At 59.0% G+C, this 24,087-nt stretch carries 18 protein-coding genes; 10 read left to right on the plus strand and 8 right to left on the minus strand.

Annotation, left to right across the window (positions count from 1 at the left end; all coding sequences use genetic code 11):
* Positions 1 to 346: 346 nt before the first annotated feature.
* From ligA to RGM3321_RS08780, 4 genes are all read right to left on the minus strand, one after another.
* Positions 347 to 2,710 (minus strand): NAD-dependent DNA ligase LigA, encoded by a 2,364-nt coding sequence (gene ligA / locus RGM3321_RS08765; protein WP_244392641.1) that lies wholly within the window; start codon positions 2,708 to 2,710, stop codon positions 347 to 349.
* 129 nt (positions 2,711 to 2,839) lie between these two features.
* The gene (gene zipA / locus RGM3321_RS08770) at positions 2,840 to 3,709 is read right to left on the minus strand and encodes a cell division protein ZipA (protein ID WP_004665852.1); all 870 of its coding nucleotides are present in this window, start codon (positions 3,707 to 3,709) and stop codon (positions 2,840 to 2,842) included.
* Between the two features lie 250 nt (positions 3,710 to 3,959).
* On the minus strand, positions 3,960 to 7,448 hold the full coding sequence (smc, locus tag RGM3321_RS08775; RefSeq protein WP_244392643.1) for a chromosome segregation protein SMC: 3,489 nt from the start codon (positions 7,446 to 7,448) through the stop codon (positions 3,960 to 3,962).
* 4 nt (positions 7,449 to 7,452) lie between these two features.
* On the minus strand, positions 7,453 to 8,112 hold the full coding sequence (locus RGM3321_RS08780) for a GntR family transcriptional regulator (RefSeq protein ID WP_244392645.1): 660 nt from the start codon (positions 8,110 to 8,112) through the stop codon (positions 7,453 to 7,455).
* 277 nt (positions 8,113 to 8,389) lie between these two features.
* Here RGM3321_RS08780 and xdhA point away from each other — a divergent pair, with 277 nt between their 5' ends.
* Genes xdhA through guaD form a run of 4 tightly spaced genes read left to right on the plus strand, consistent with a single transcriptional unit; the run spans position 8,390 to position 14,523 of the window.
* The gene (xdhA, locus tag RGM3321_RS08785) at positions 8,390 to 9,844 is read left to right on the plus strand and encodes a xanthine dehydrogenase small subunit (protein ID WP_244392646.1); all 1,455 of its coding nucleotides are present in this window, start codon (positions 8,390 to 8,392) and stop codon (positions 9,842 to 9,844) included.
* The gene (xdhB, locus tag RGM3321_RS08790) at positions 9,837 to 12,356 is read left to right on the plus strand and encodes a xanthine dehydrogenase molybdopterin binding subunit (protein ID WP_244392647.1); all 2,520 of its coding nucleotides are present in this window, start codon (positions 9,837 to 9,839) and stop codon (positions 12,354 to 12,356) included. Before xdhA ends, xdhB begins: the two co-directional genes overlap by 8 nt.
* Complete coding sequence (gene xdhC / locus RGM3321_RS08795; RefSeq protein WP_244392648.1) at positions 12,353 to 13,192, plus strand: xanthine dehydrogenase accessory protein XdhC; 840 nt, start codon at positions 12,353 to 12,355, stop codon at positions 13,190 to 13,192. Before xdhB ends, xdhC begins: the two co-directional genes overlap by 4 nt.
* 17 nt (positions 13,193 to 13,209) lie before the next feature.
* On the plus strand, positions 13,210 to 14,523 hold the full coding sequence (guaD, locus tag RGM3321_RS08800; protein ID WP_244392649.1) for a guanine deaminase: 1,314 nt from the start codon (positions 13,210 to 13,212) through the stop codon (positions 14,521 to 14,523).
* A 385-nt stretch (positions 14,524 to 14,908) separates the two neighbouring features.
* Here guaD and RGM3321_RS08805 read toward each other — a convergent pair whose 3' ends face one another.
* Together RGM3321_RS08805 and uraH are read right to left on the minus strand one after the other, a co-directional pair.
* Positions 14,909 to 15,661 (minus strand): GntR family transcriptional regulator, encoded by a 753-nt coding sequence (locus tag RGM3321_RS08805; protein ID WP_244392650.1) that lies wholly within the window; start codon positions 15,659 to 15,661, stop codon positions 14,909 to 14,911.
* A 111-nt stretch (positions 15,662 to 15,772) separates the two neighbouring features.
* The gene (uraH, locus tag RGM3321_RS08810; protein ID WP_058401970.1) at positions 15,773 to 16,126 is read right to left on the minus strand and encodes a hydroxyisourate hydrolase; all 354 of its coding nucleotides are present in this window, start codon (positions 16,124 to 16,126) and stop codon (positions 15,773 to 15,775) included.
* Between the two features lie 388 nt (positions 16,127 to 16,514).
* Here uraH and puuE point away from each other — a divergent pair, with 388 nt between their 5' ends.
* From puuE to RGM3321_RS08840, 6 genes are all read left to right on the plus strand, one after another.
* The gene (puuE, locus tag RGM3321_RS08815; RefSeq protein WP_244392652.1) at positions 16,515 to 17,444 is read left to right on the plus strand and encodes an allantoinase PuuE; all 930 of its coding nucleotides are present in this window, start codon (positions 16,515 to 16,517) and stop codon (positions 17,442 to 17,444) included.
* A complete protein-coding gene (gene uraD, locus RGM3321_RS08820) occupies positions 17,441 to 17,956 on the plus strand; it encodes a 2-oxo-4-hydroxy-4-carboxy-5-ureidoimidazoline decarboxylase (protein ID WP_244392654.1) in 516 nt (171 codons plus the stop codon). Before puuE ends, uraD begins: the two co-directional genes overlap by 4 nt.
* Before the next feature lie 41 nt (positions 17,957 to 17,997).
* The gene (gene alc / locus RGM3321_RS08825; protein WP_244392657.1) at positions 17,998 to 18,993 is read left to right on the plus strand and encodes an allantoicase; all 996 of its coding nucleotides are present in this window, start codon (positions 17,998 to 18,000) and stop codon (positions 18,991 to 18,993) included.
* 242 nt (positions 18,994 to 19,235) lie between these two features.
* A complete protein-coding gene (locus RGM3321_RS08830; RefSeq protein WP_244392659.1) occupies positions 19,236 to 19,748 on the plus strand; it encodes an ureidoglycolate lyase in 513 nt (170 codons plus the stop codon).
* 4 nt (positions 19,749 to 19,752) lie between these two features.
* Positions 19,753 to 21,027, plus strand: a complete 1,275-nt coding sequence (locus RGM3321_RS08835; RefSeq protein ID WP_244392661.1) for a urate hydroxylase PuuD — start codon at positions 19,753 to 19,755, stop codon at positions 21,025 to 21,027.
* A 395-nt stretch (positions 21,028 to 21,422) separates the two neighbouring features.
* Positions 21,423 to 22,208 (plus strand): outer membrane protein OmpK, encoded by a 786-nt coding sequence (locus RGM3321_RS08840; protein ID WP_244392662.1) that lies wholly within the window; start codon positions 21,423 to 21,425, stop codon positions 22,206 to 22,208.
* Between the two features lie 178 nt (positions 22,209 to 22,386).
* On the opposite strand, the gene RGM3321_RS08845 is transcribed toward RGM3321_RS08840, so the two are convergent.
* Entirely contained in the window at positions 22,387 to 23,295 is a 909-nt protein-coding gene (locus tag RGM3321_RS08845; protein ID WP_244392664.1) for a DUF808 domain-containing protein, read from the minus strand.
* A 148-nt stretch (positions 23,296 to 23,443) separates the two neighbouring features.
* Entirely contained in the window at positions 23,444 to 23,950 is a 507-nt protein-coding gene (locus RGM3321_RS08850; RefSeq protein ID WP_004658394.1) for an Lrp/AsnC family transcriptional regulator, read from the minus strand.
* Positions 23,951 to 24,087 lie beyond the last annotated feature (137 nt).

Below are 24,087 nucleotides of genomic sequence, written 5' to 3' on the forward strand. Positions count from 1 at the left end.
TGAGATTATCGTTCCGCACACTCCAGCGTGGGAATGCCGTGCGTGACGCTCTGCGTCACAGATCTACGCCGCACCATCACACTCAAGATCGGACGCAGAGCGTCCAGAACGGCATGCGACGCGGAGCGTCGCACGATAATCAGGGTAGGCCTAAGCGGAGCGTCGCACGGTAGTTGAGACTATCGTTCCGCACGCTCCAGCGTGGGAATGCCGTGCGTGACGCTCCGCGTCACAGATCTACGCCGCACCATCACACTCAAGACCGGACGCAGAGCGTCCAGAACGGCATGCGACGCGGAGCGTCGCACGATAATAAAGGTAAGCCTAAGCGTAGCATCGGCCTGCCTCAATCAACCGCTACGCCCAGTTCGGTCAGGCGTTTGAGCAGCGCATCTTCGTCCAGTACGGTCAGCCCCAGCTCGTTGGCCTTGGTCAGTTTCGAGCCTGCACCGGGGCCTGCAACCACGGTGTGGGTCTTGGCCGAGACCGAGCCGGAGACTTTGGCACCAAGGCTTTCGAGTTTTTCCTTGGCGACGTCACGACTCATGCGTTCCAGCGAGCCGGTCAGCACCCAGGTCTGCCCGGCCAGTGGCAATCCTTCGACGGTTTTTTTCTCGCTGCGCCAGTGCATGCCAAAGTCCTTGAGCTGGGCTTCTATGGCGCGGGCACGCTCGGCGTTTGCGCTGTCGTCAAAGAAGTCGCGCACCGATTTGGCCTGCTTCTCCGGCAGCGTCTGGCGCATGTCCAGCCAATCGGCGCTGATGACGGCCTCCAGCGTGCCGAACCTGTCAGCCAGTTTCTGTGCAGCGCCCGGCCCTACCGACGGGATATGTAGTTTGTCGATCAGCCCTTCAAGCGTAGTGCTGGCCGCAAACTCGGCACCCAACTCGCCCTGGTCCTGCAGTTGCAGTCCGCATTCGCCCAACAGCGCATCAATGACGTTACGGTTGTGCTCGTCTTCGAAGAAGCTGTGAATTTCGTAGGCGACTTCCAGACCGACATCCGGCAGGTACGTCAGGACTTCCGGCAATGCCTGTTTGACACGAGCCAGGGACGCCAGCGAGCGCGCCAGCACCTTGGCCGTCTCCTCGCCCACATCCGGAATACCCAGGGCATAGATAAAGCGCGCCAGGGTCGGCTGCCGGCTGTCAGCAATCGCCTTGAGCAGCTTGTTGCTGGAAATGTCGGCAAAGCCTTCGAGGTCGATGATCTGTTCGTATTTCAGCTTGTACAGGTCGGCAGGCGAGCCAATGAGTTTTTCATCGACCAGCTGCTCGATGGTCTTGTCGCCAAGCCCTTCGATGTCCATCGCACGACGTGACACATAGTGGATGATCGCCTGTTTGAGTTGCGCACCGCATGCCAGACGCCCGACGCAGCGATACACCGCACCTTCGGTGACGGTTTCCTTGCCCTTGCTGCGCTTGATCAACTGCGTGCGCTCGACATGCGAGCCGCATACCGGACAGGTCTGTGGTACCTGGACCTGCCTTGCGCTTTCAGGACGGCGCTCGACAACAACCTGCACCACCTGCGGAATCACGTCACCGGCACGACGGATGATCACGGTGTCGCCAATCATCAAGCCGAGCCGCGCCACTTCATCCATGTTGTGCAGCGTGGCGTTGGCGACCATGACGCCAGCCACCTTGACCGGCTTGAGGCGAGCGACCGGCGTTACCGCACCGGTACGGCCTACCTGGAATTCGACATCCAGCAGCTCGGTCAGCTCTTCCATGGCCGGGAATTTATGGGCAATCGCCCAGCGCGGCTCGCGGGCGCGAAAGCCCAGTTCGCGCTGCGCAGCCAGGTTGTTGACCTTGAACACTACACCGTCGATCTCGTAGCTCAGCGTCAGGCGTCGCTCACCGATATCGTGGTAATAGGCCAGACACTCCTCGACGCCATTCGCCAGCTTCAGCTCGTGACTGACCGGCATGCCCCATTTTTTCAACGTTTCAAGCACGCCGATGTGAGTGTCGGCGATTTCCGCCGAAGTCTGCCCCAGGCCATAGCAACAGAATTCCAGCGGACGATTGGCGGTGATTTTCGAGTCCAGCTGGCGCAGGCTGCCAGCCGCCGCATTGCGCGGGTTGGCGAAGGTCTTGCCGCCAATTTCCAGCTGGCTGGCGTTGAGCCGCTCGAAACCTGCCTTGGACATGAACACTTCACCGCGCACTTCCAGCACATCCGGCCAGCCCTTGCCTTTCAGCTTGAGCGGGATGTTGCGCACGGTGCGTACATTGACGCTGATGTCCTCGCCGGTAGTCCCGTCCCCACGCGTCGCACCGCGTACCAGCGCACCGTCGCGATACAGCAGACTGACTGCCAGACCGTCCAGCTTGGGCTCGCAGCTGTACTGCACCTTGCTGCCCGCACCAAACAGGTCCCCGGCAGGCAAATCCAGCCCTTCGGTTACCCGCCGGTCAAACTCGAGCATGTCGTTTTCTTCGAAAGCGTTGCCCAGGCTGAGCATCGGCATTTCGTGTCGCACTTGCGTGAACGCCGACAAAGCGGCACTGCCAACCCGCTGCGTCGGCGAATCCGGCGTGACCAGATGCGGGTTTTCTGCCTCAAGGGCCTTGAGTTCGTGAAACAGGCGGTCGTACTCGACATCCGGGATGCTGGGCTCATCCAGAACGTGATAGCGGTAGTTATGCTCATCCAGTTCTGCACGCAGTTCCAGGATTCGGGTTTCGACGGCCTTCATACGGTGTTCTCTCAAAAAGCAAAAGAGCAGCCGAGGCTGCTCAATCTGTTGGCTCTGTTCTGTTCATGCCCAATCCCCGAAAAAGCGCGCCGGAGCATGCTCTTGATCGGGACGTGGACAAGGATTCGCTTAACCGCGACGCTGGGTCAACGCACGGCGCTCGAATTCAACGATGCGCTGACGGTAATGCTCGATGGTTTGCGCGGTCATGACGCTACGCTGGTCATCTTTGAGCTCGCCATCCAGTTCATGGGCCAGCTTGCGAGCTGCGGCAACCATGACGTCAAAGGCCTGCTTGGGATGACGCGGGCCTGGCAAACCAAGGAAGAAGCTCACGGCACGGGTGCTGAAATGGTCGATATCGTCCAGATCGAACACGCCTGGCTTGACCGCATTGGCCATCGAGAACAGCACTTCGCCGTTGCCTGCCATGCTTTCGTGACGGTGGAAAATATCCATCTCGCCAAAACGCAAGCCGCTTTCCAGGATGTTCTGCAGCAACGCAGGGCCCTTAAAGCCGCCTTCACTGCGTGAAATCACGCTGATGACCAGCACTTCCTCGACCGGAGGCAGGTCCTTGTCCTCAGTGATGCGCTGGGCAGGCTTGTCGTCCGGGAAGTCATCGTCACGCCCGGTGAACAGGCTCGGGCCGTCGAGATCCAGATTCAGGTCACCCTGCTGCGGTTCGTCCTTGCGCTTCTTGTCGCTGTTGCCACGCTTGTCACTGTTGCTGCGCTTGCCCTCACGCGGGCTGGCGCTCATCGACGGCAAATCATGCTCGTCGAGCTGCGGCTCCTTGTGGGTATCCAGCACACGGGGCGGCCCGAGCACTTCGGCCGACGTGGTTTCCTCCTCATCCGGAAGATTGGAGAAGCTTCGATCCAGCCTGAATTTCAATTTACCTTTGCTGCCGCGCATACGGCGCCAGCCATCAAAGAGAATACCGGCAATGACTATTATGCCGATGACGATCAGCCACTCGCGCAGACCGATTTCCATGTAATCCAGTGCCTCTAATGAAGAAATCTGAAAATAAGGGCCTAAACCCCTTTAATACGTGGTGCCAAGTCTATGTTCTGACTGGCAATTTGCCCACGCGAAAATAAAAAGTGGTCACTAAACTAGCACGACCAAAGGTAACTTTACACCGTCTGTTACGTCTCTTCGCCGCCCAAAGTGCCATCTATCGCACAATCGTCACATTTTCAGGCCTTTGCGCAGCGATTTCCCGGCTTAATCAAACCCGGATTCAGGCATCCACGAGCGCCATCGCCTGCTCTACATCCACCGCTACCAGCCGCGAACAGCCTGGTTCATGCATCGTCACCCCCATCAATTGATCAGCCATTTCCATGGCGATCTTGTTGTGGGTGATGTAGATGAACTGAACAGTTTGTGACATTTCCTTCACCAACCGCGCATAGCGACCCACGTTGGCGTCATCCAGCGGCGCATCCACCTCATCAAGCATGCAAAACGGCGCAGGATTGAGTTTGAAAATGGCAAAAACCAGCGCCAGAGCAGTCAAGGCTTTTTCCCCACCCGACAGTAGATGAATAGTGCTGTTCTTCTTGCCGGGAGGACGCGCCATGATTGTCACCCCTGTATCGAGTAAATCTTCGCCCGTCAGTTCCAAATAAGCGGAGCCACCACCGAAAACTTTTGGGAAAAGTGCCTGAATTCCGCTATTTATCTGATCGAAGGTATCTTTGAAGCGGTTTCGGGTTTCTTTATCGATCTTGCGGATGACGTTTTCCAGCGTGTCGAGTGCTTCCACCAGATCAGCATCCTGCGCATCCAGATAACGCTTGCGTTCGGATTGCTGCTGGTACTCGTCGATGGCCGCGAGGTTGATCGCTCCCAGACGCTGAATACGCCCGGCGATGCTCTCCAGTTGCTGCTCGGCGGCCTGCTCGCTGGCTTCCGGCGTCAGCGTGGCGAGCACGCCATGCAGGTCGTAGCCGTCCTCATGCAACTGGTCCTGCAAGGCTTTGCGACGCACCGTCAGCGACTGCCACTCCAGACGCTGCTGTTCCAGCTGGCCACGCAGCAGTTGCGATTGCTGCTCGGCCTGGGTGCGACGTTTTTCTGCCTCACGCAATTCGCGATCAGCGTCTTCGAGAGCGTTCTTGGCGATGCGCATTTCGTCATCGACCACCATGCGCCGCTCCAGCAGCTCTTCAAGCTTGAGGCGCAGTTCTTCAAGCGGCGCCTCGCCCTCCTCCAGATTCAGACTCAGTTGCTCGCGCTTTTCAGTGAGCCTCTCGGACTGCATGCGCAGGCGCTCCAGCGCCTGACGCGTCGAATCGTACTGCGCCTTGAGCGAGCCCAGACGCACCGCCAGTTGATGGCTGTGATCCTTGTGCTGCCGCGCATCCTGACGAACCCGATCCAGACGCTCGCGCAGCGCATCACGCTGCGCCTGAAGCACTTCGCGCTGTTCTGTATCCTGCGCCATGCTGTCCAGTGCATCCTGCAATTGCAGGCGCGATTCGCCGAGGTGCTCGTGCTCGACAGCGCGTTGCTCGCCCAGCTCGGCCAGTTCTTCGTCCAGACGAGTACGACGCAGGGTCAACTGCTCGACCTTTACCCTGACCGCCGACAGTTGCGCCTTCAATTCGCTTTGCTGGCGGGTTTCGTCCTGCACTCGGCGGCGCAGTTGCTCGCGGGCTTCTTCCTGCTGCGACTGTTGCTCGCGCAGCACCAGTAATTGCTCTTCAAGCGTAGCCAGCGTCGCTTCGCGCTCATCACGCTCCAGGCCCAGCCTTTGTAATTCCTGCCCCCGCGCCAGCACACCACTCTGCGCTTCGCTGGCACGTCGCACACGTAAAAAGTGCCGCCCGACCCAATAGCCGTCACGGCTGATCAGGCTTTGCCCGGCGCTGAGTTGCGCACGTCGCGCCAGCGCTTCATCCAGATCCTCGACCGGAATCACCTGGCCCAGCCAGGCGGACAGATCAACCGTACTGTCCACTTTCTCCAGCAGGCTGCCAGGCACGCGTACCGTATCGGTACCGGCGCTGAGCAAGCGCAGATCACCCTGCTGGAAGTTCGCCAGATCAAGCCCGTCGAAGTCATCCACCAACACCGCCTGCAAATCCGCGCCGAGCACGGTCTCCACGGCCAGCTCCCAGCCTGCTTCAACGCTCAGCCCCTCGGCCAGACGCGGGCGCTCGGCCAGTTGCTGATCGCGCAGCCATTCGGCGGTGCCGGTGTCCGGGTCGAGTGCAGCCTGTTGCAACGCTTCCAGAGAAGCCAAACGCCCGTTGAGACGTTGCAGCTCGCCCTGCGCCTGCTGTTGCGCCTGACTGGCCTGCTGCAAAGCTTCACGCAGTTGCTCCAGACGCTCGACCGCCTGCTCTTCGCCCGCGTGCAGCTCTTCAAGGGTCATGTCACGGGTAGCGAGGTCTTCGCTCAGTTCCAGAATGGCCGCATCTTCAGGGTCGGCGGCCAGCAACTGACGCTCTTCAGCAAGACGCCGCTGGCGTTCGGCCAGGCGTTCGATGCTTTGTTCCAGTTGCTGAATGCGCGACTGCTGGACCTGCGCCTGACGCTGTGGCTCGGCAGATTGCTGGTTGAAGACGTCCCACGTCTCCTGCCAGCCCTGCATGCCTGCTTCGGCGTCTTCCAGGGCAATGGCCGATTCTTCGGCGGCCGCGCTGGTCATTTCCTGCTCGGGCTCAAGCATCTCCAGCTCTTCGCCCAAGGTGGCAAGCAAGGTGGTGTCGTGGCCAAGATGGGATTCGGTTTCCTGGCGGGCGCGCTCGGCTTCGCGCAGGTCGTCCTGCAACTGGCGCAATCGCTGCTGACCGTGCTGGATGCTCTGCTCGACGCGGGCAATGTCGCCACCTACCGAATAAAAACGGCCCTGCACCAGGTTGAAGCGTTCGGACAGATCATGATGGCCGTCGCGCAGCCTTTCGATGCTGGCATCGGCGCTGCGCTGATCAGCCACCAGCGCTTCAAAACCGATCTCCTGATTGCCGATCACTGCCTCGCGCTGCCCCACCAGATCATTCAACGCCTGCCAGCGCAGAGCCGACAATTGCGCCTTCAACTGGCGTTCTTCGGCCTTGTATTCCTGATACTTCTCGGCGGCCTGGGCCTGCCGGTGCAGACGCTCCAACTGACGCTCGAGTTCTTCCCGAAGGTCAGTCAGACGCGCCAGATTCTCGTGGGTACGGCGAATACGGTTTTCGGTTTCCCGACGACGCTCCTTGTATTTGGAGATCCCGGCAGCTTCTTCGATAAAGTTGCGCAGGTCTTCAGGCTTGGCTTCGATCAGCTTGGAGATCATGCCCTGCTCGATGATCGAATAGCTGCGTGGCCCCAGGCCGGTGCCAAGGAAGATGTCGGTAATGTCGCGACGGCGGCATTTGGTGCCGTTGAGGTAGTAGCTGTTCTGGCTGTCGCGGGTCACTTTGCGGCGAATGGAGATTTCCGCATACGCCGCGTACTCGCCCACCAGCGTGCCGTCAGAGTTGTCGAAGACCAGCTCGATACTGGCCTGGCTGACCGGTTTGCGGCTGGTGGAGCCGTTGAAGATGACGTCGGTCATCGACTCGCCGCGCAGGTTCTTGGCCGAGCTTTCGCCCATGACCCAGCGCACGGCGTCGATAATGTTGGATTTGCCACAGCCATTGGGGCCGACGACAGCCGCCATGTTGCTGGGGAAGTTCACCGTGGTGGGGTCGACGAAAGATTTGAACCCCGCCAGCTTGATGCACTTCAGGCGCACGGCGTCAGCCCGCTGCCAGGGCGGCCAGCACCAGCTGGCAGCTGCGCTGACAGTAGCTGACCAGCACGACACGAATCTTCGGCATATCCCGCGCCACCACTGCGCCAAGCAGTTCGTCGAACAACGCCAGGTAGTCACCCATGTCAGCCTTGCGTTGCTCGAGCGCGATGAAATAGCTGCGGCTCATGGAAGGTTGCAGGTTCTCGACGGTTTCTTCGAGGTACGGGTTGCTGGCGAACGGGTAAGCCGCGCGCATGACATTGAAGCTCTCTTCGACGAATGCATTGACGTCCTGCTGCTCGAAACTGGCCTGCAGACGCTGTTGTATCTGCAGAAACGGCGCAAGATCCTCTTCGGTCTTCCAGCGCTCGACCACCGCATTGGCCAGCAGAATGTACAGCTCGCTCATCAGGCTGCACAGGCTAATGACATTGTGCGCATTGAGTACCGTGACCTGTGCGCCACGACGCGGCAGGATCACCACCAGGTGGCGGCGCTCCAGAATCAGTAATGCTTCGCGCACGGAGCCACGGCTGACGTTCAACGCCTGCGTGACTTTCTGTTCCTGGATACGCTCTCCAGGCTTGAGCTCACCGCGAATGATCCGCTCGGCAAGATGATGAGCAATTTGCTCAGCGAGGCTGTCCGGGGCCTTGAACGTCATGACTATCCTTCAGAAAAAACCAGTTCCGCATGCAAGTCGCGGAGTGTATCTCAACCGGCACGGGTGGCGCAGGGCCATAAACGCGGAAACTGGCACGAAATACGCAAAACCTTGAATCACAGCCGACAGGCGATTCAAGAACCAGAGGCTCTTTGATCGGCAGATTGTCGAAAAACTCAATTTCCTGACTCCGAAGTCAGAAACAAATTGACCCAATAAACAGAGCTGATAGATTCATCGACATGTCTGATGACAATAAATGTGAGGGCTTTGCGCCGTGATTCAGTTCCTTTTGAACCAAGAGCTAAAAACCGAGCGCAGCCTGAATCCGAACATGACCGTGCTGACCTACCTGCGTGAGCAGGCACACAAGCCCGGTACCAAGGAAGGTTGTGGCAGTGGAGACTGCGGTGCCTGCACCGTTGTCGTTGGCGAGTTGCACAGTGACGCCGACGGCAAGCAAACGCTGCGTTATCGCAGCCTCAATTCGTGCCTGACGTTCATGGCATCGCTGCACGGCAAGCAATTGATCAGCGTCGAGGACCTCAAGCACCAGGGTCAGTTGCACAGCGTGCAACAGGCGATGGTCGAGTGTCACGGCTCGCAATGCGGCTTCTGTACCCCAGGCTTTGTGATGTCGCTGTTTGCCCTGCAAAAGAACAGCAGCGACGCCAACGCGCATCAGGCCCACGAAGCGCTGGCAGGCAATTTGTGCCGCTGCACCGGTTATCGCCCTATTCTGGCCGCCGCCGAACAGTCTTGCAGCCAGCGTCAGCCGGACCAGTTCGATCAGCGCCAGGCTGAGACGGTCGAGCGCCTGCGGGCAATCACGCCAAGCCAGACCGAAGCACTGAGCGACGGCGAAAAAAACTGCTTCATTCCGCTGACCGTGGCGGACCTGGCCGACCTATACGACAGCCATCCGCAGGCGCGCCTGCTGGCCGGCGGCACCGATCTGGCCCTGGAAGTCACGCAGTTTCACAAACAATTGCCGGTGATGATTTACGTCGGACACATCGACGAGATGAAGGGCGTGAAGCGTTTCGACGACCGTTTGGAGATCGGCGCGGCGACTCCGCTGACCGATTGTTATGCAGCACTCAATGCCCAATATCCGGACTTTGGCGAGTTACTGCAGCGCTTCGCCTCGTTGCAGATCCGCAATCAGGGCACGCTAGGCGGCAATATCGGCAATGCCTCGCCCATCGGCGACTCCCCGCCCCTGCTGATCGCCCTTGGCGCGCAGATCGTGCTGCGCAAAGGCAACAGCCAGCGCACCCTGGCGCTGGAGGATTACTTCATCGACTACAAGGTCACGGCTCGCCAAGAGAGTGAGTTCATCGAAAAGATCATCGTGCCGACCGCCAATCCACTGCAAACCTTTCGTGCCTATAAAGTCTCCAAACGCCTGGATGACGACATTTCGGCGGTCTGTGCGGCGTTCCGTCTGACCATAGAAGAAGGCGTGATCCGCGAGGCACGTGTGGCGTATGGCGGCATGGCGGCGATTCCGAAGCGCGCAGCGGCCTGCGAGCGGGCCCTGATCAGCCAACCGTGGAGCAATGAAACCGTTGAGCAGGCCTGCGCCGCACTCAGCGAAGATTTCACGCCGCTGTCGGACTTCCGTGCCAGCAAGGAATATCGCCTGTTGAGCGCGCAGAACCTGCTGCGCAAGTATTTCATTGAAGTGCAGACGCCTGCCGTTGCAACGCGGGTGACTGACTATGTCTGAGCATTCTCCATCCATTACCCAGGCCGAAATGCTCGCCGTGTTTCAGCAGGGCTTGAGCACTGGCGTCGGTCGCAGCGTCAAGCATGACAGCGCCGACAAGCATGTGTCCGGCGAAGCGGTGTATATCGATGATCGCCTCGAGTTTCCCAATCAGTTGCATGTGTATGCACGTCTTTCCGACCGTGCCCACGCGCGAATCATCAGCATCGACACCTCGCCCTGCTACGCCTTCGACGGCGTACGCATCGCGATTACTCATCAGGATATTCCGGGGCTGAAGGATATCGGGCCGCTGCTGCCCGGCGACCCGTTGCTGGCCATCGACACAGTGGAGTTTGTCGGGCAACCGGTGCTTGCCGTTGCTGCTCGCGATCTGGACATTGCCCGGCAGGCGGCAATGGCCGCGACCATCGAGTACGAAGACCTGGAGCCGGTGCTGGATGTGGTTCAGGCGCTGCGTCAGAAACACTTTGTGCTCGACAGCCACACGCACAAACGTGGCGATTCGGCCGCAGCGCTGGCAAGCGCAACCCACCGCATGCAGGGCAACCTGCACATCGGCGGTCAGGAACATTTTTACCTGGAAACCCAGATATCCTCGGTGATGCCGACCGAAGACGGCGGCATGATTGTCTATTGCTCGACCCAGAACCCCACGGAAATCCAGAAGCTGGTTGCCGAGGTACTGGGCGTGCCGATGAACCGCATCGTGGTCGACATGCGGCGCATGGGCGGCGGCTTTGGCGGCAAGGAAACCCAAGCGGCCAGCCCGGCCTGCCTGTGCGCTGTGATTGCCCGGCTGACCGGCCAGCCCACCAAGATGCGCCTGCAACGTTTTGAAGACATGCAGATGACCGGCAAGCGCCACCCGTTCTACATCGAGTACGACGTGGGCTTCGACGACGAGGGTCGTTTGCAGGGTATAGAGCTGGATCTGGCAGGCAACTGCGGCTACTCGCCGGACCTGTCTGCGTCGATCGTCGACCGTGCCATGTTCCACGCCGACAACGCGTACTATCTGGGCGAAGCCACGGTCAATGGCCACCGTTGCAAGACTCACACTGCGTCCAACACGGCCTATCGTGGCTTTGGCGGCCCGCAAGGCATGGTCGCCATCGAAGAAGTCATGGACTGCATCGCGCGCTTCCTCGGCAAAGACCCGCTGGCGGTGCGCAAGGCCAACTATTACGGCAAGACCGAGCGTAACGTCACGCACTATTACCAGACAGTCGAACACAACCTGCTGGAAGAGATGACCGCCGACCTGGAGCAGAGCAGCCAGTATGCCGAGCGCCGAGAAGCCATTCGTGCGTTCAATGCTGGCAGCCCGGTGCTGAAAAAAGGCCTGGCGCTGACGCCGGTCAAGTTCGGTATTTCCTTTACTGCCAGCTTCCTCAATCAGGCAGGCGCGCTGATTCACATCTACACCGACGGTAGCATCCACCTGAATCATGGTGGCACCGAAATGGGCCAGGGTTTGAACACCAAGGTCGCGCAGGTTGTGGCTGAAGTGTTTCAGGTGGACATCGACCATATTCAGATCACCGCCACCAACACCGACAAGGTGCCGAACACCTCGCCCACTGCGGCCTCAAGCGGCACCGACCTGAACGGCAAGGCGGCGCAGAATGCCGCTGAAATCCTCAAGCAGCGGCTGGTGGAGTTCGCCGCCCGGCACTATCAGGTGGCAGAAACAGAAGTCGAGTTTCGCAACGGCCATGTGCGGATCGGCGATATTTTCCTGCCCTTCGCCGAGCTGGCGCAGTTGGCCTGGATGGGCCAGGTGTCGTTGTCCAGCACCGGCTATTACAAGACGCCGAAGATTTTCTATGACCGCAGCCAGGCGCGGGGCCGACCGTTCTATTACTACGCGTTTGGCGCAGCCTGCGTCGAGGTCATCGTCGATACGCTGACAGGCGAGTACAAGATGTTGCGCACCGACATTCTGCACGACGTCGGCGCCTCGCTGAACCCGGCCATCGATATCGGCCAGGTCGAAGGCGGCTACATTCAGGGCGCAGGCTGGCTGACCACCGAGGAACTGATGTGGAACGACAAGGGCAAGCTGATGACCAGCGGCCCGGCGTCCTACAAGATCCCTGCGGTGGCGGACATGCCGCTTGATCTGCGCATCAAACTGGTGGAGAACCGCAAGAACCCGGAAGACACGGTGTTCCATTCCAAGGCCGTCGGCGAGCCGCCGTTCATGCTCGGCATCGCCGCCTGGTGCGCCATCAAGGACGCCGTGGCGAGTCTGGGCGACTACCGTCATCAACCGAACATCGACGCCCCGGCGACACCGGAAAAAGTGTTGTGGGGCTGTGAACAGATGCGCCAGAACAGCGCTGCGCGTCGCGCATCCAGCGAAGGCGCCGAGCCAATTGTTTCTGCCTCTTCGCGGGCAAGTGAAGCTTCGCCAGGCTCGCCTTCACCTATTCAGGATGCCCCCGTGGGAGCGAGCTTGCTCGCGAAGGCGCCTGGCCTGGATCACTCTGTCCTGGAGCAGAAATGAACAACTGGATCAGCGCCCTGGCCGAGCTACAGGCCCGTGGAGAACCCGGCATTCTGGTGACAATCATCGAGGAACTGGGCTCGACACCACGCAATGCCGGCTCGAAAATGGTGGTCTGCGCCGAACATATCCATGACACCATCGGCGGCGGGCACCTGGAATACAAGGCCATGCAAATCGCCCGCGAGATGCTGGCCAGCGGCACCCGGCTAACTCGGCTGGAACGCTTCAACCTCGGCGCAAGCCTCGGTCAGTGCTGTGGCGGCGTCAATGTGCTGCTGTTCGAACCAATGGGCGAGCCGGTCGCACAAATCGCCGTGTTCGGTGCCGGTCATGTTGGCCGTGCGCTGGTGCCACTGCTGGCCAGCCTGCCCTGCCGGGTGCGCTGGATCGACGCGCGTGAGAACGAATTCCCCGAGCCGATGCCCGAGGGCGTGTCGAAGATCGTCAGTGATGAGCCGGTCGACGAGGTCGCGCAGTTGCCTGTCGGCACTTACTGCATTGTCATGACCCACAACCATCAACTGGACCTTGAGCTGACTGCTGCGATCCTCAAGCGCGGCGACTTTACTTACTTCGGGCTGATCGGCTCGAAAACCAAGCGCGTCAAATTCGAACATCGCTTGCGGGAGCGCGGTTTCGACGCCAGCCTGCTGCAACGCATGCGTTGCCCAATGGGCCTGGCGGAAGTCAAAGGCAAGTTGCCCATCGAGATCGCGGTGTCCATCGCCGCCGAAATAATCGCCACCTACAACGCAAGCTTTGGCCAGCACAGTGCCAATGCCGAACCAATCGCCAGACTGCTGCCCGCATCACGCCGCAGTCAGTCGCAATGAGTCACAACGAGAGTGCCATGAGTTCAGTTTCCCGCCGTAAAGCCTACCGCGCCGCCATCCTTCACAGTATTGCCGACCCCGCGGAGGTGGCAGTAGAGGCGTCTTATGAGTATTTTGCCGATGGCCTGTTGCTGGTCGAAAACGGCAAAATCATTTCCGTGGGTAATGCTGACGATTTGCTCGATAGCCTCGACAGCGATGTCGAGCTGATCGAATACCCGGACGCACTGATCACACCGGGTTTCATCGACACCCATATCCACTTGCCACAAACCGGCATGATCGGTGCCTACGGCGAGCAACTGCTCGACTGGCTCAACACCTACACCTTCCCCTGCGAAAGCCAGTTCGCCGACCCCGAGCATTCGGCGCAAGTGGCGGACATTTTCATCAAGGAACTGCTGCGCAACGGTACGACCACAGCGCTGGTGTTCGGCAGCGTGCACAAGGAATCGGTCGAGGCGTTTTTCAGTGCGGCGCAGGCACTTGATCTGCGCATGATCGCCGGCAAGGTGATGATGGACCGCAATGCGCCGGATTATCTGGTTGATACGCCGGAATCCGGGTACGCCGACAGCAAGACGCTGATCGAGCGCTGGCACGGCAAAGGACGTTTGAGCTACGCAGTGACCCCGCGATTCGCGCCGACCAGCAGCCCGGAGCAATTGAGCCTGGCTGGCCAGTTGCTCACTGAGTATCCCGGCCTGTATATGCAGACCCACATTAGTGAAAACCTCCAGGAGATCGAGTGGGTCAAGGCGCTGTTCCCCGAGCGCAAGCATTACCTGGACGTCTACGATCACTTCAACCTGCTCGGCGAGCACTCGGTGTTCGCCCATGGCGTGCACTTGTGCGACGAACAGTGCGCACGACTGGCGCAAACCGGTTCGGCGATTGCCTTCTGCCCGACCTCCAACCTGTTTCTGGGCAGCGGCCTGTTCAACCTGCCGATGGCCGAAAAGCACAAGGTGAATGTCGGGGTTGGCACCGATGTGGGCGGCGGCACCAGCTTTTCGATTCTGCAGACCTTGAACGAAGCCTACAAGGTCATGCAGATGCAGGGCGCACGGCTCAATCCGTTCAAGTCGCTGTACCTGGCGACGCTAGGCGGCGCGCGAGCACTACGTTTGGAGGACAAGGTCGGGAGCTTGAAGCCCGGCAACGAAGCCGACTTTCTGGTGCTGGATTACAACGCCACCCCGCTGCAGTCATACCGTTTGAAACAGGCTAAAGACATCGAAGAGATTCTGTTTGTGCTGATGACCATCGGTGATGACCGGACAGTGAAGCAGACCTGGTCGGGTGGGCGGTTGGTGCATGACAGAGGCTAAAGCGTCTCTCACGCTCACGCAGGATGCAGGTCGCGATGCTCTGCGTTGCAAGAGGACGCAGAGCGTCCGGAACGGCATGCGACGCGGAGCGTCGCATGATAGTCAAAGCTTCAGCACGGAGTTGAGGTTATCGTTCCCTACGCTCCGCGTGGGAATGCAGGTCTCGACGCTCTGCGTCGCCAAGAGGACGCAGAGCGTCCGGAACGGCATGCGACGCGGAGCGTCGCACGATAGTCAAAGCTTCAGCACGAAGTTGAGGTTATCGTTCCCCACGCTCTGCGTGGGAATGCAGGTCTCGACGCTCTGCGTCGCCAAGAGGAGACAGAGCTTCCGGAACGGCATGACGACGCGGAGCGTCGCACGATAATTGTTCATCCACACAGCCTCAACGCCCGGTCTTTTTCCGACCCATGACGTGCGAGAACACCGCATGCAAATCGTCCGAGGCACTGTCCTGGTCAAGGTTGAGCTTGCCGTCGATGTGGTCCATGTGGCGCATCATCAACTCGACGGCGAGCGGCGCATCGCGCGCTTCGATGGCGTCGATCAACTGGGTGTGCTCATCGTAGGAACAATGTGTGCGGTTGCCGGTTTCGTACTGGGCAATGATCAATGAAGTCTGCGATACCAGGCTGCGCTGGAAGCTGATCATCGGCGCGTTTCTGGCGGCTACGGCCAGTTGCAGATGGAATTCACCGGAGAGACGGATGCCTGCACCTCGATCACCGCGGGCAAAGCTGTCGCGCTCGTCGCTGACCATCTGGCGCAGCTCGGCCAGTTGCTCGGCAGTGGCGTGCTCGACCGCCAGTTCTGTGATTGCCTTCTCGACCATGCGCCGGGCAAAAAATACCTGGCGCGCCTCTTCGACGCTGGGGCTGGCGACCACAGCGCCACGATTAGGCCGCAACAGCACCACACCTTCGTGCCCCAACCGCGACAGAGCGCGACGAATGATGGTGCGGCTGACACCAAAGATCTCGCCCAGCGCCTCTTCACTCAATTTGGTGCCCGGCGCCAGCCGCTGCTCCAGAATGGCATCGAAAATATGCTCGTAAACGATATCGTCCTGAGTAACGCTGCGGCTGGCGCTGGTAGTGCCGCGCGGCTGTTTCTTGAGAGGCAGGGACTGGTCGTTCATGGGCACTCGTGCGCAGATGGATTACGGCTTTGGGACTGGCGCATTGTACACAGGGCAAAACCGGAAACGCGCGCAAAAAAAGGCCCGCAGTGTGGGGCGGGCAAGAGGTACTCAGCTGCCCCGATACGTCGAGTAGCTGTACGGCGAGATTAACAGCGGCACATGAAAGTGTTCCTGACCTGCATCAATGCCAAAGCGCAGCACCACTTCATCGAGAAAGGCCGGTGCGTTCAACGCAACGCCTCGTGCACGGTAATAATCGCCAGCCTGAAAATGCAGTTGATAAACACCGGACTGGTAAGTGTCTCCCTGCAACAGGGGCGCATCGCAACGTCCATCGCTGTTGGTGACAGCGCTGACAACGTGCAGAAGCTGCTGGCCTTCGACCCGATACAACTCAATGCGGATGGCACTGCCGGGGCAACCGTGGGCAGCATCCAGCACGTGTGTGGTCAATTTCCCCAAAACTTCACTCCTCACATCCGGCGACGGTGAAACAGTGCACCAATGAAGTGCTCTGCATGGTGCGATTGCAACCGATTAAGACACTTTCGCGAAAACCTGTACACAATAAAATCTTCATTGGATGGCAGACGACGCCTGTGCTGCTCGCCATGCGTCGAATTACCTGAAAAGAAAGGAAGCAAAGGAAAAATATCAGATTTTTTCCGATTAGCTGACCACTCAGGCAGGTTTCTTGCTTGCGTTATCTGAACAGGCACGAATCGGTAACGAAACCTACAGGGTTACAAGCCGAAAATAAAATTGTATACAATCTGCGCATTGCAGTGCCTTGCCTGCCATTCGCACCGCACCTGGCTAAACGCACATAACGCACAGAAGGAAGCTTGCAGTGAGCGCTGACTACCCACGCGACCTGATCGGTTACGGCAACAACCCGCCTCATCCACGCTGGCCGGGCAACGCGCGCATTGCCTTGTCATTCGTGCTGAATTACGAGGAAGGTGGCGAGCGCAATATTCTGCATGGAGACAAGGAATCAGAGGCCTTTCTGTCCGAGATGGTTGCCGCGCAGCCATTGCAGGGGCAGCGCAATATGAGCATGGAATCGCTGTATGAATATGGCAGCCGCGCAGGCGTCTGGCGCATTCTCAAGCTGTTCAAGCAGTTCGATATCCCCCTGACCATCTTCGCCGTAGCCATGGCCGCGCAGCGTCACCCCGAGGTTATCCGCGCCATGGTCGCCGACGGTCACGAAATCTGCAGTCACGGCTATCGCTGGATCGACTATCAGAACATGGATGAAGCCGACGAGCGTGAGCACATGCGCCAGGCGATCCAGATCCTCACCGAAATCAGTGGCGAACGGCCGCTGGGCTGGTACACCGGACGCACCGGCCCCAACACCCGACGGCTGGTGATGGAGGAAGGCGGTTTTCTCTATGATTGCGACACCTACGACGATGACCTGCCGTACTGGGAGTCGAACAACCCTACCGGCAAGCCGCATCTGGTCATCCCTTACACGCTGGACACCAACGACATGCGCTTCACCCAGGTGCAGGGCTTCAACAACGGCGAGCAATTCTTTCAGTACCTGAAGGACGCGTTCGACGTGCTGTATGCCGAAGGCGAAGACGCACCGAAGATGCTTTCCATCGGTCTGCATTGCCGCCTGATCGGTCGCCCTGCCCGGCTGGCCGCGCTCAAACGTTTCATTGAGTACGTTAAAGGCCATGAGCAGGTGTGGTTTACCCGGCGTGTCGATATCGCCCGCCACTGGCACACTGAACATCCGTTTACCGGCAAGGCCGAGCAATGAGCACGTTTAAAACACTGACACCATCAAGCCTGGGCCGGGACGCATTCATCGCAGCCTTTGCCGACATCTACGAACACTCACCGTGGGTCGCGCAACAGGCTTTCGATCAAGGCGCAGGCCCCGAACTGGATCAGGTCGATACCCTGCATGCCCGCATGAGCAAAATATTGCTCGGTGCCACCCACGCGCAACAACTGGCGCTGATCAATGCCCACCCGGACCTGGCCGGCAAGGCGGCTATCCAGGGTGAGCTGACTCAGGCCAGTACCGATGAGCAGGCAGGCGCCGGTATCCACCACTGCACGCCTGAAGAGTTTCAGCGTTTCACCGAGTTGAACGAGGCTTACAAGGCCCGCTTCGGCTTTCCGTTCATCATGGCGGTCAAGGGCAGCGACAGACATAAAATCCTGGCGGCGTTCGAGCAACGCATCCACCACTCGCCCGAGGCCGAGTTCGCTTGCGCCCTGGCCGAGATCAACAAAATCGCACTGTTTCGTCTACAGGCGCTTTGAGCGTCGCCGTTATCAACCTGTTCAGAAGGCAGACAACAAGCATGAAAGTTTACGCCGCACCGTTCGAGAAGTTCGTGAACCTGGCCGACGCGCGCCTGGGCACAAAGATTCTTTCGGTCACCGATGACTGGTTCGCAGACGCCAACCGGCTGTTCCAGCCGACCCCGGCTGTCTGGAAGGAAGGCGTGTTCGACGACAACGGCAAGTGGATGGACGGCTGGGAGTCGCGCCGCAAGCGTTTCGAAGGGTATGACAGCGCGGTGATCCGCCTCGGTGTGGCAGGCACCATCAAGGGTGTGGACATCGATACCTCGTTTTTTACCGGCAACTTTCCGCCTTCCGCTTCGCTGGAAGCGTGCTTTCTGGCCTCGGGCGAACCCGATGAAAACACCGCCTGGACCGAAGTGCTGCCGTCTGTGGAACTGCAAGGCAACAGCCATCATTACCACGAGATCAGCAACGATCAGGCGTTCAGCCACCTGCGCTTCAATATCTACCCGGACGGTGGCGTAGCGCGCCTGCGCGTGTACGGCGTGCCGCATCGCGACTGGTCGAAAGTCAGCGAAGACGAGCAGATCGATCTGGTGGCGGCACTCAACGGTGGCAGGTCGATTGCCTGCTCGGACGAGCATTACGGCAGCATGAGCAATATCCTCAACCCCGGCCGTGGCGTGAACATGGGCGACGGCTGGGAAACCGCGCGCCGTCGCACACCGGGCAATGACTGGGTCATCGTGGCGCTGGGACACAAGGGCGAAGTCGAGAAAGTCATCGTCGACACCCTGCACTTCAAGGGCAATTATCCGGACAACTGCTCGATCCAGGGGGCTTTCGTCAAGGGCGGTACCGACAGCCAGATCGAGACCCAGAGTTTGTTCTGGCGCGAGCTGCTGCCAAGCCAGAAGCTGACCATGCACGCCGAACACGAGTTCGCCGAGCAGATCAACGCCATCGGCCCGATCACCCATATCCGCCTGAACGTCTTCCCGGACGGTGGTGTGAGCCGCCTGCGAGTGCTGGGCAAGGTGTCCAGATAACAACGTGTGAACTCTCGTTCCCACGCTCCGCATCATATACAGGCCTGATTTGGATTCTGGCCGAAGGCTGTAGGAGCGAAATTGTTCGCGAAGGCTTTGTTCCAAACGGTACATATTCAGGGGGTGTACCGGCCCTTTCGCGAACAAGTTCGCTCCCACGCCCTTCGGGCAGAAGCAGGCGAGAACCGTATTCCAGGCACGCCAAGTGCGATAAACCCTGAAGCCATTGAAGAAGAATCCGCATGCGCAAACTGATAATCGAGCCACTGACCAAGGAAGCTTTTGCGCCATTCGGTGATGTGATCGAAACCGATGGCAGCGATCATTTCATGATCAATAACGGCTCGACCATGCGCTTTCATCGTCTGGCTGAAGTGCAGACCGCGCAACCGGATGACAAGGCGATCATCAGCATATTCCGCGCCGAAGCCCTGCCGATGCCATTGACCATTGGTATGCTGGAGCGTCACCCGCAGGGTAGCCAGGCCTTCATCCCGCTGCTCGGCAACCCCTTTCTGATCGTGGTCGCGCCGGCTGGCGATGCGCCTGAGTCTGAGCTGACCCGTGCCTTCGTGTCCAACGGCAGGCAGGGTATCAATTACCATCGCGGCGTCTGGCACCACCCGGTGCTGACGATCGAAAAGCGGGACGACTTCCTGGTGGTTGATCGCAGTGGCGAAGGCAACAACTGCGACGAGCATTACTTTGCAGAGAGCCAGTTGCTGGTTCTCGATCCCAACCCACTGGAAGGGTAAAACCGTGCTGGCACATATGATGGAATGGCTGAATCTGGGCGTACGCTGGATTCACATGATCGTGGGCGTGGCCTGGATCGGCGCATCGTTCTACTTTGTCTGGCTGGAGAACAACCTCAACCGCAGCAACCCGCGTGAAGGGCTGTCTGGCGATTTATGGGCGATCCACGGTGGAGGTATTTATCATCTGGAGAAGTACAAGCTCGCGCCGCCGACCATGCCGGAGAATCTGCACTGGTTCAAATGGGAAGCCTATTCGACCTGGCTGTCAGGGGTCGCGCTACTGTGCGTAGTGTTCTACGCCAATCCGACGCTGTATCTGCTGGCACCGGGCAGCAGCCTGAGTGGGGCCGAGGGCGTGCACATCGGCCTGGGTTCGTTGTTCGTCGGCTGGTTCGTCTACAGCTTTCTGTGTGACTCGCCACTGGGCAAGCGCCCTGCCCTGTTGGGCGTGGTCCTGTTCGTGTTGCTGGTCGCGGCGGCATACGGGTTCAGCAAAGTGTTCAGCGGTCGCGGTGCCTATCTGCATGTGGGCGCGATCATGGGCACCATCATGGTCGGCAACGTGTTCCGCATCATCATGCCGGCCCAGCGCGCCCTGGTGGCCGCGATTGCCGAGAACCGCACGCCGGACCCAAGCCTGCCCGCCAAAGGCCTGTTGCGCTCGCGGCACAATAACTACTTCACCCTGCCCGTGCTGTTCATCATGATCAGCAACCACTTTCCGAGCACATACGGCAGTGAGTACAACTGGCTGATCCTGGCGGGCATCGCACTGCTGGCGGTCCTGGTGCGTCACTATTTCAATACAAGACATGACAGCCATCGATTCGCCTGGACCCTGCCGGTCGCTGCGCTGGGCATGCTCTGCCTGGCGTACGTCACCGGCCCTGCGCAACCTCCCGCGAAGATCGTCTACCAACCGCTGCCCGGCACCGCAGTCGGTGGCCATCGGGCCGATGAGAAACCTTCGGAGCCGGTCACCGCGCCGGTAGAGGCCAAGCCTGCCAGCTCCGGCGCGGACTTCGCCAGAGTGCATGAAGTGATTCAGCATCGTTGCACGGTGTGCCATTCGGCCACGCCTACCAGTCAGTTGTTCAGCGTTGCGCCTGCGGGAGTGATGTTCGATACGCCAGAACAGATTCAGCAGCAGGCCCCGCGCATCAAGGCGCAGGCCGTCACCTCGCCGATCATGCCACTGGGCAACATCACCCAGATGACTCAGCAGGAACGCGAACTGGTCGGTGCGTGGGTCGATCAAGGCGCACACACTAACTAATTGAGCCCCTCGCCAACCAAGCGCCACTGAAAAGGGGCGCACTCGCCCCACTTTCGCTCCAGACGCCCTGCGCTGGAGCACTTGAGCCGGACGACGCAAGTCAGTATTCTCCGCCGCCGCTGCAAAACCGGCCAACCGCTCCCTGTACGCCGACTTTGACCGAACAGCCAACTAGCTGACTGTACGGTCAGGACTCTGTCGACCAGGAAAATGACTTGAAACCGACACGTTGATGCCGGTTTGGGGATTACTTCAACTTTTTTTCACTGTTTGGCGCAGCTCTTGCTAACAACACAAAGCTGACCAGACAGACAAATTACTGCAACCACAGACAAGGCGTCACTTAGAGAACGCCAGTCTGAAAAAATCACGATCTATTTCAAGGGACTCACCGCATGAACCGTACGTTTTCCAGCGTGTTACTGGCCAGCAGTCTGCTGGCCGCTGCGCCAGCCATGGCCGGGGATATCTTCCAGTGGCAGAGCAATAGCCTCACCTATCTCAATGGACGAGACTTTGCCGTCAACCCGGCAAACCAGCAGACGTTCACCTTTGAACATGCTGACAGCTGGAAGTACGGCGACAACTTCTTCTTCGTCGACAAGATCTTCTACAACGGCAAAGGAGACGCAACCGCTGGCGATAACACCTATTACGGTGAGTTCTCGCCACGCCTGTCGCTGGGCAAGATATTTGGCCAGAAGTTTGAGTTCGGCCCGATCAGCGATGTGCTGATTGCGGCAACTTACGAATTTGGTGAAGGCGATAACGAGTCTTACCTGATCGGCCCGGCGTTCGATTTGAAGATCCCGGGTTTCGACTACTTCCAGCTGAACTTCTACCAGCGCCAGACCGAAGGCAACCGTCCGGGCGATGGCGTATGGCAGATTACCCCGGTGTGGTCCTACACCATCCCCATGGGCAAATCGGATGTGCTGATCGACGGTTTCATGGACTGGGTAGTGGACAACGACAAGACCTCGCGTGGCACTTACCACTCCAACCTGCACTTCAACCCGCAGATCAAATATGACCTGGGCAAGGCACTTAATTACCCGGAGCGGCAGCTGTACGTCGGTATCGAATACGATTACTGGACCAACAAATACGGCATCAAGGACACCCGTTCCTTCGACACCGACCAGAACACCGCGAGTTTGCTGGTGAAGGTGTTCTTCTAAGCACGATCCGGTTGTGACGCTCGTTCCCGCGCTCAGCGTGGGAACGCATTTCTGAAGCCTCTGCGCCCAACCTTGAGAGGGTGTTGCTGCGCAGATCTGTGACGCGGAGCGTCACGGGATGCGTGCCAACGCGGAGCATTGGCACGCTATTCAACCCCTGCGCGACGCCCGCCTCCACTCACTCCCTAGCCGCTTTCCAGACCTTGCCAATCAGCGTCACGACCAACACCAGTACCGCGCCAGCGATAACCCCGGCGACCGCATCGATCAGGGTCGGGACGATCATTGACAGCCCGCCCACAGCACCGGCTGCAGCTTCGGTCACACCTTCGACCCAATGATGGGCAAACGGTAGACCGTGAACCAGAATCCCGCCGCCGACCATGAACATGGCTGCAGTGCCGACGATCGACAGTACCTTCATCAATACCGGCGCAAGCCAGAGCAAAGCGCCACCGATCTTCTGTGCCGCAGAGCTTGCAGTCTTTTTCAGGTACAGGCCCAGGTCGTCAAGTTTGACGATACCTGCCACCAGCCCATAGACACCGACGGTAATCAGTACCGCGACAATAACCAGTACACCGACCTGATCCATGAAGGGTCGAGCCGACACTACGCCCAGCGCCAGCACGATGATTTCTGCCGAAAGAATGAAGTCGGTGCGAATCGCGCCTTTGATACGGTCCTTTTCGAACGCCACCATGTCCACTGAAGTATCCGTCGCCGCCTGCTTGCGCTGATCATGCTCTTCGCCGGTTTCGGGATGCAGCCATTTATGGGCTATTTTCTCGAAACCTTCGAAACACAGAAACGCGCCGCCGATCATCAACAAGGGAAGAATCGCCCAGGGCGCGAAGGCGCTGATCAAAAGTGCCGCCGGAACCAGGATTGCCTTGTTGAGCAACGAGCCCTTGGCCACGGCCCAGACAACGGGTAATTCGCGATCGGCTGAAACACCGGTGACCTGCTGGGCATTGAGCGCCAGATCATCGCCCAAAACACCCGCGGTTTTCTTGGTGGCCAGTGCCACGTCATCCAGCAAGGTCGCAATATCGTCCAGCAGGGTAAGCAAGCTTCCAGCAGCCAAAATAAAAATCCTTGAGCAAGTAAAAAAGGAAATAGCACTGATTGAATCATGCGCCAGGGGCAATCGTGTGGCAGTCAACAACTCTGACCTTCATCAGACGTGAACGTTTGACGCCGCGTAGTACAAGCAGGCCACGTCGAGCACCCGGTTAAATGGGTAATTGCGTGGTCGACACCACCTGACGCAATCCCATGAACGAGCGGATCTGTCTGACACCGGGCAAGTACAGCAGCTGTTCGGCATGCAGGCGGTTGAAACTCTGGCTGTCTTTGGTGCGCAGCAGCATGAAGTAATCGAACTCGCCGGTGACCACATGAAACTCCATGCAGCCGGACACCTTCTGTGCGGCTTGTTCAAATTGCGCAAATGAGTCGGGTGTCGAGCGGTCCAGCACCACACCGATAAGCACCACCATGCCGGCGTCCAGAACGTCGCCATTGAGCAACGCCACCACACCCTTGATAACGCCCGCCTCCTTCAAACGCTCGACGCGCCGCAAACAAGCAGGCGGGCTCAGCTTGACCTTCTCGGCGAGTGCCACGTTGGAAATCGAGGCGTCACGTTGCAGGGTCTTGAGAATGGCGCGGTCAATCCTGTCCAGCAGCGGCGCTACATCGCCAGCGGACTTTTTAGTGCGTTCATTTATTGCTTTCATGATGAATTTCACAAAATAAAAGTTTGCGTTAGTGGCATGACACTAACGCTGATTTTGCAAATAGACAATTCTTTGCAACCACGATTATTCAGCTATTTCCTATGATAGGAACCACTTCAGGCACACCGTTCAAACGT

The organism is Pseudomonas sp. RGM 3321, assembly GCF_022836805.1.
GTDB lineage: Bacteria > Pseudomonadota > Gammaproteobacteria > Pseudomonadales > Pseudomonadaceae > Aquipseudomonas.

Coding starts and splice junctions, on each gene's coding strand:
- ligA (WP_244392641.1), bottom strand. CDS start 2,710: ATGAAGGCCGTCGAAACCCGAATCCTGGAACTGCGTGCAGAACTGGAT.
- zipA (WP_004665852.1), bottom strand. CDS start 3,709: ATGGAAATCGGTCTGCGCGAGTGGCTGATCGTCATCGGCATAATAGTC.
- RGM3321_RS08780 (WP_244392645.1), bottom strand. CDS start 8,112: ATGACGTTCAAGGCCCCGGACAGCCTCGCTGAGCAAATTGCTCATCAT.
- xdhB (WP_244392647.1), top strand. CDS start 9,837: ATGTCTGAGCATTCTCCATCCATTACCCAGGCCGAAATGCTCGCCGTG.
- xdhC (WP_244392648.1), top strand. CDS start 12,353: ATGAACAACTGGATCAGCGCCCTGGCCGAGCTACAGGCCCGTGGAGAA.
- guaD (WP_244392649.1), top strand. CDS start 13,210: ATGAGTTCAGTTTCCCGCCGTAAAGCCTACCGCGCCGCCATCCTTCAC.
- RGM3321_RS08805 (WP_244392650.1), bottom strand. CDS start 15,661: ATGAACGACCAGTCCCTGCCTCTCAAGAAACAGCCGCGCGGCACTACC.
- uraD (WP_244392654.1), top strand. CDS start 17,441: ATGAGCACGTTTAAAACACTGACACCATCAAGCCTGGGCCGGGACGCA.
- alc (WP_244392657.1), top strand. CDS start 17,998: ATGAAAGTTTACGCCGCACCGTTCGAGAAGTTCGTGAACCTGGCCGAC.
- RGM3321_RS08830 (WP_244392659.1), top strand. CDS start 19,236: ATGCGCAAACTGATAATCGAGCCACTGACCAAGGAAGCTTTTGCGCCA.
- RGM3321_RS08840 (WP_244392662.1), top strand. CDS start 21,423: ATGAACCGTACGTTTTCCAGCGTGTTACTGGCCAGCAGTCTGCTGGCC.
- RGM3321_RS08850 (WP_004658394.1), bottom strand. CDS start 23,950: ATGAAAGCAATAAATGAACGCACTAAAAAGTCCGCTGGCGATGTAGCG.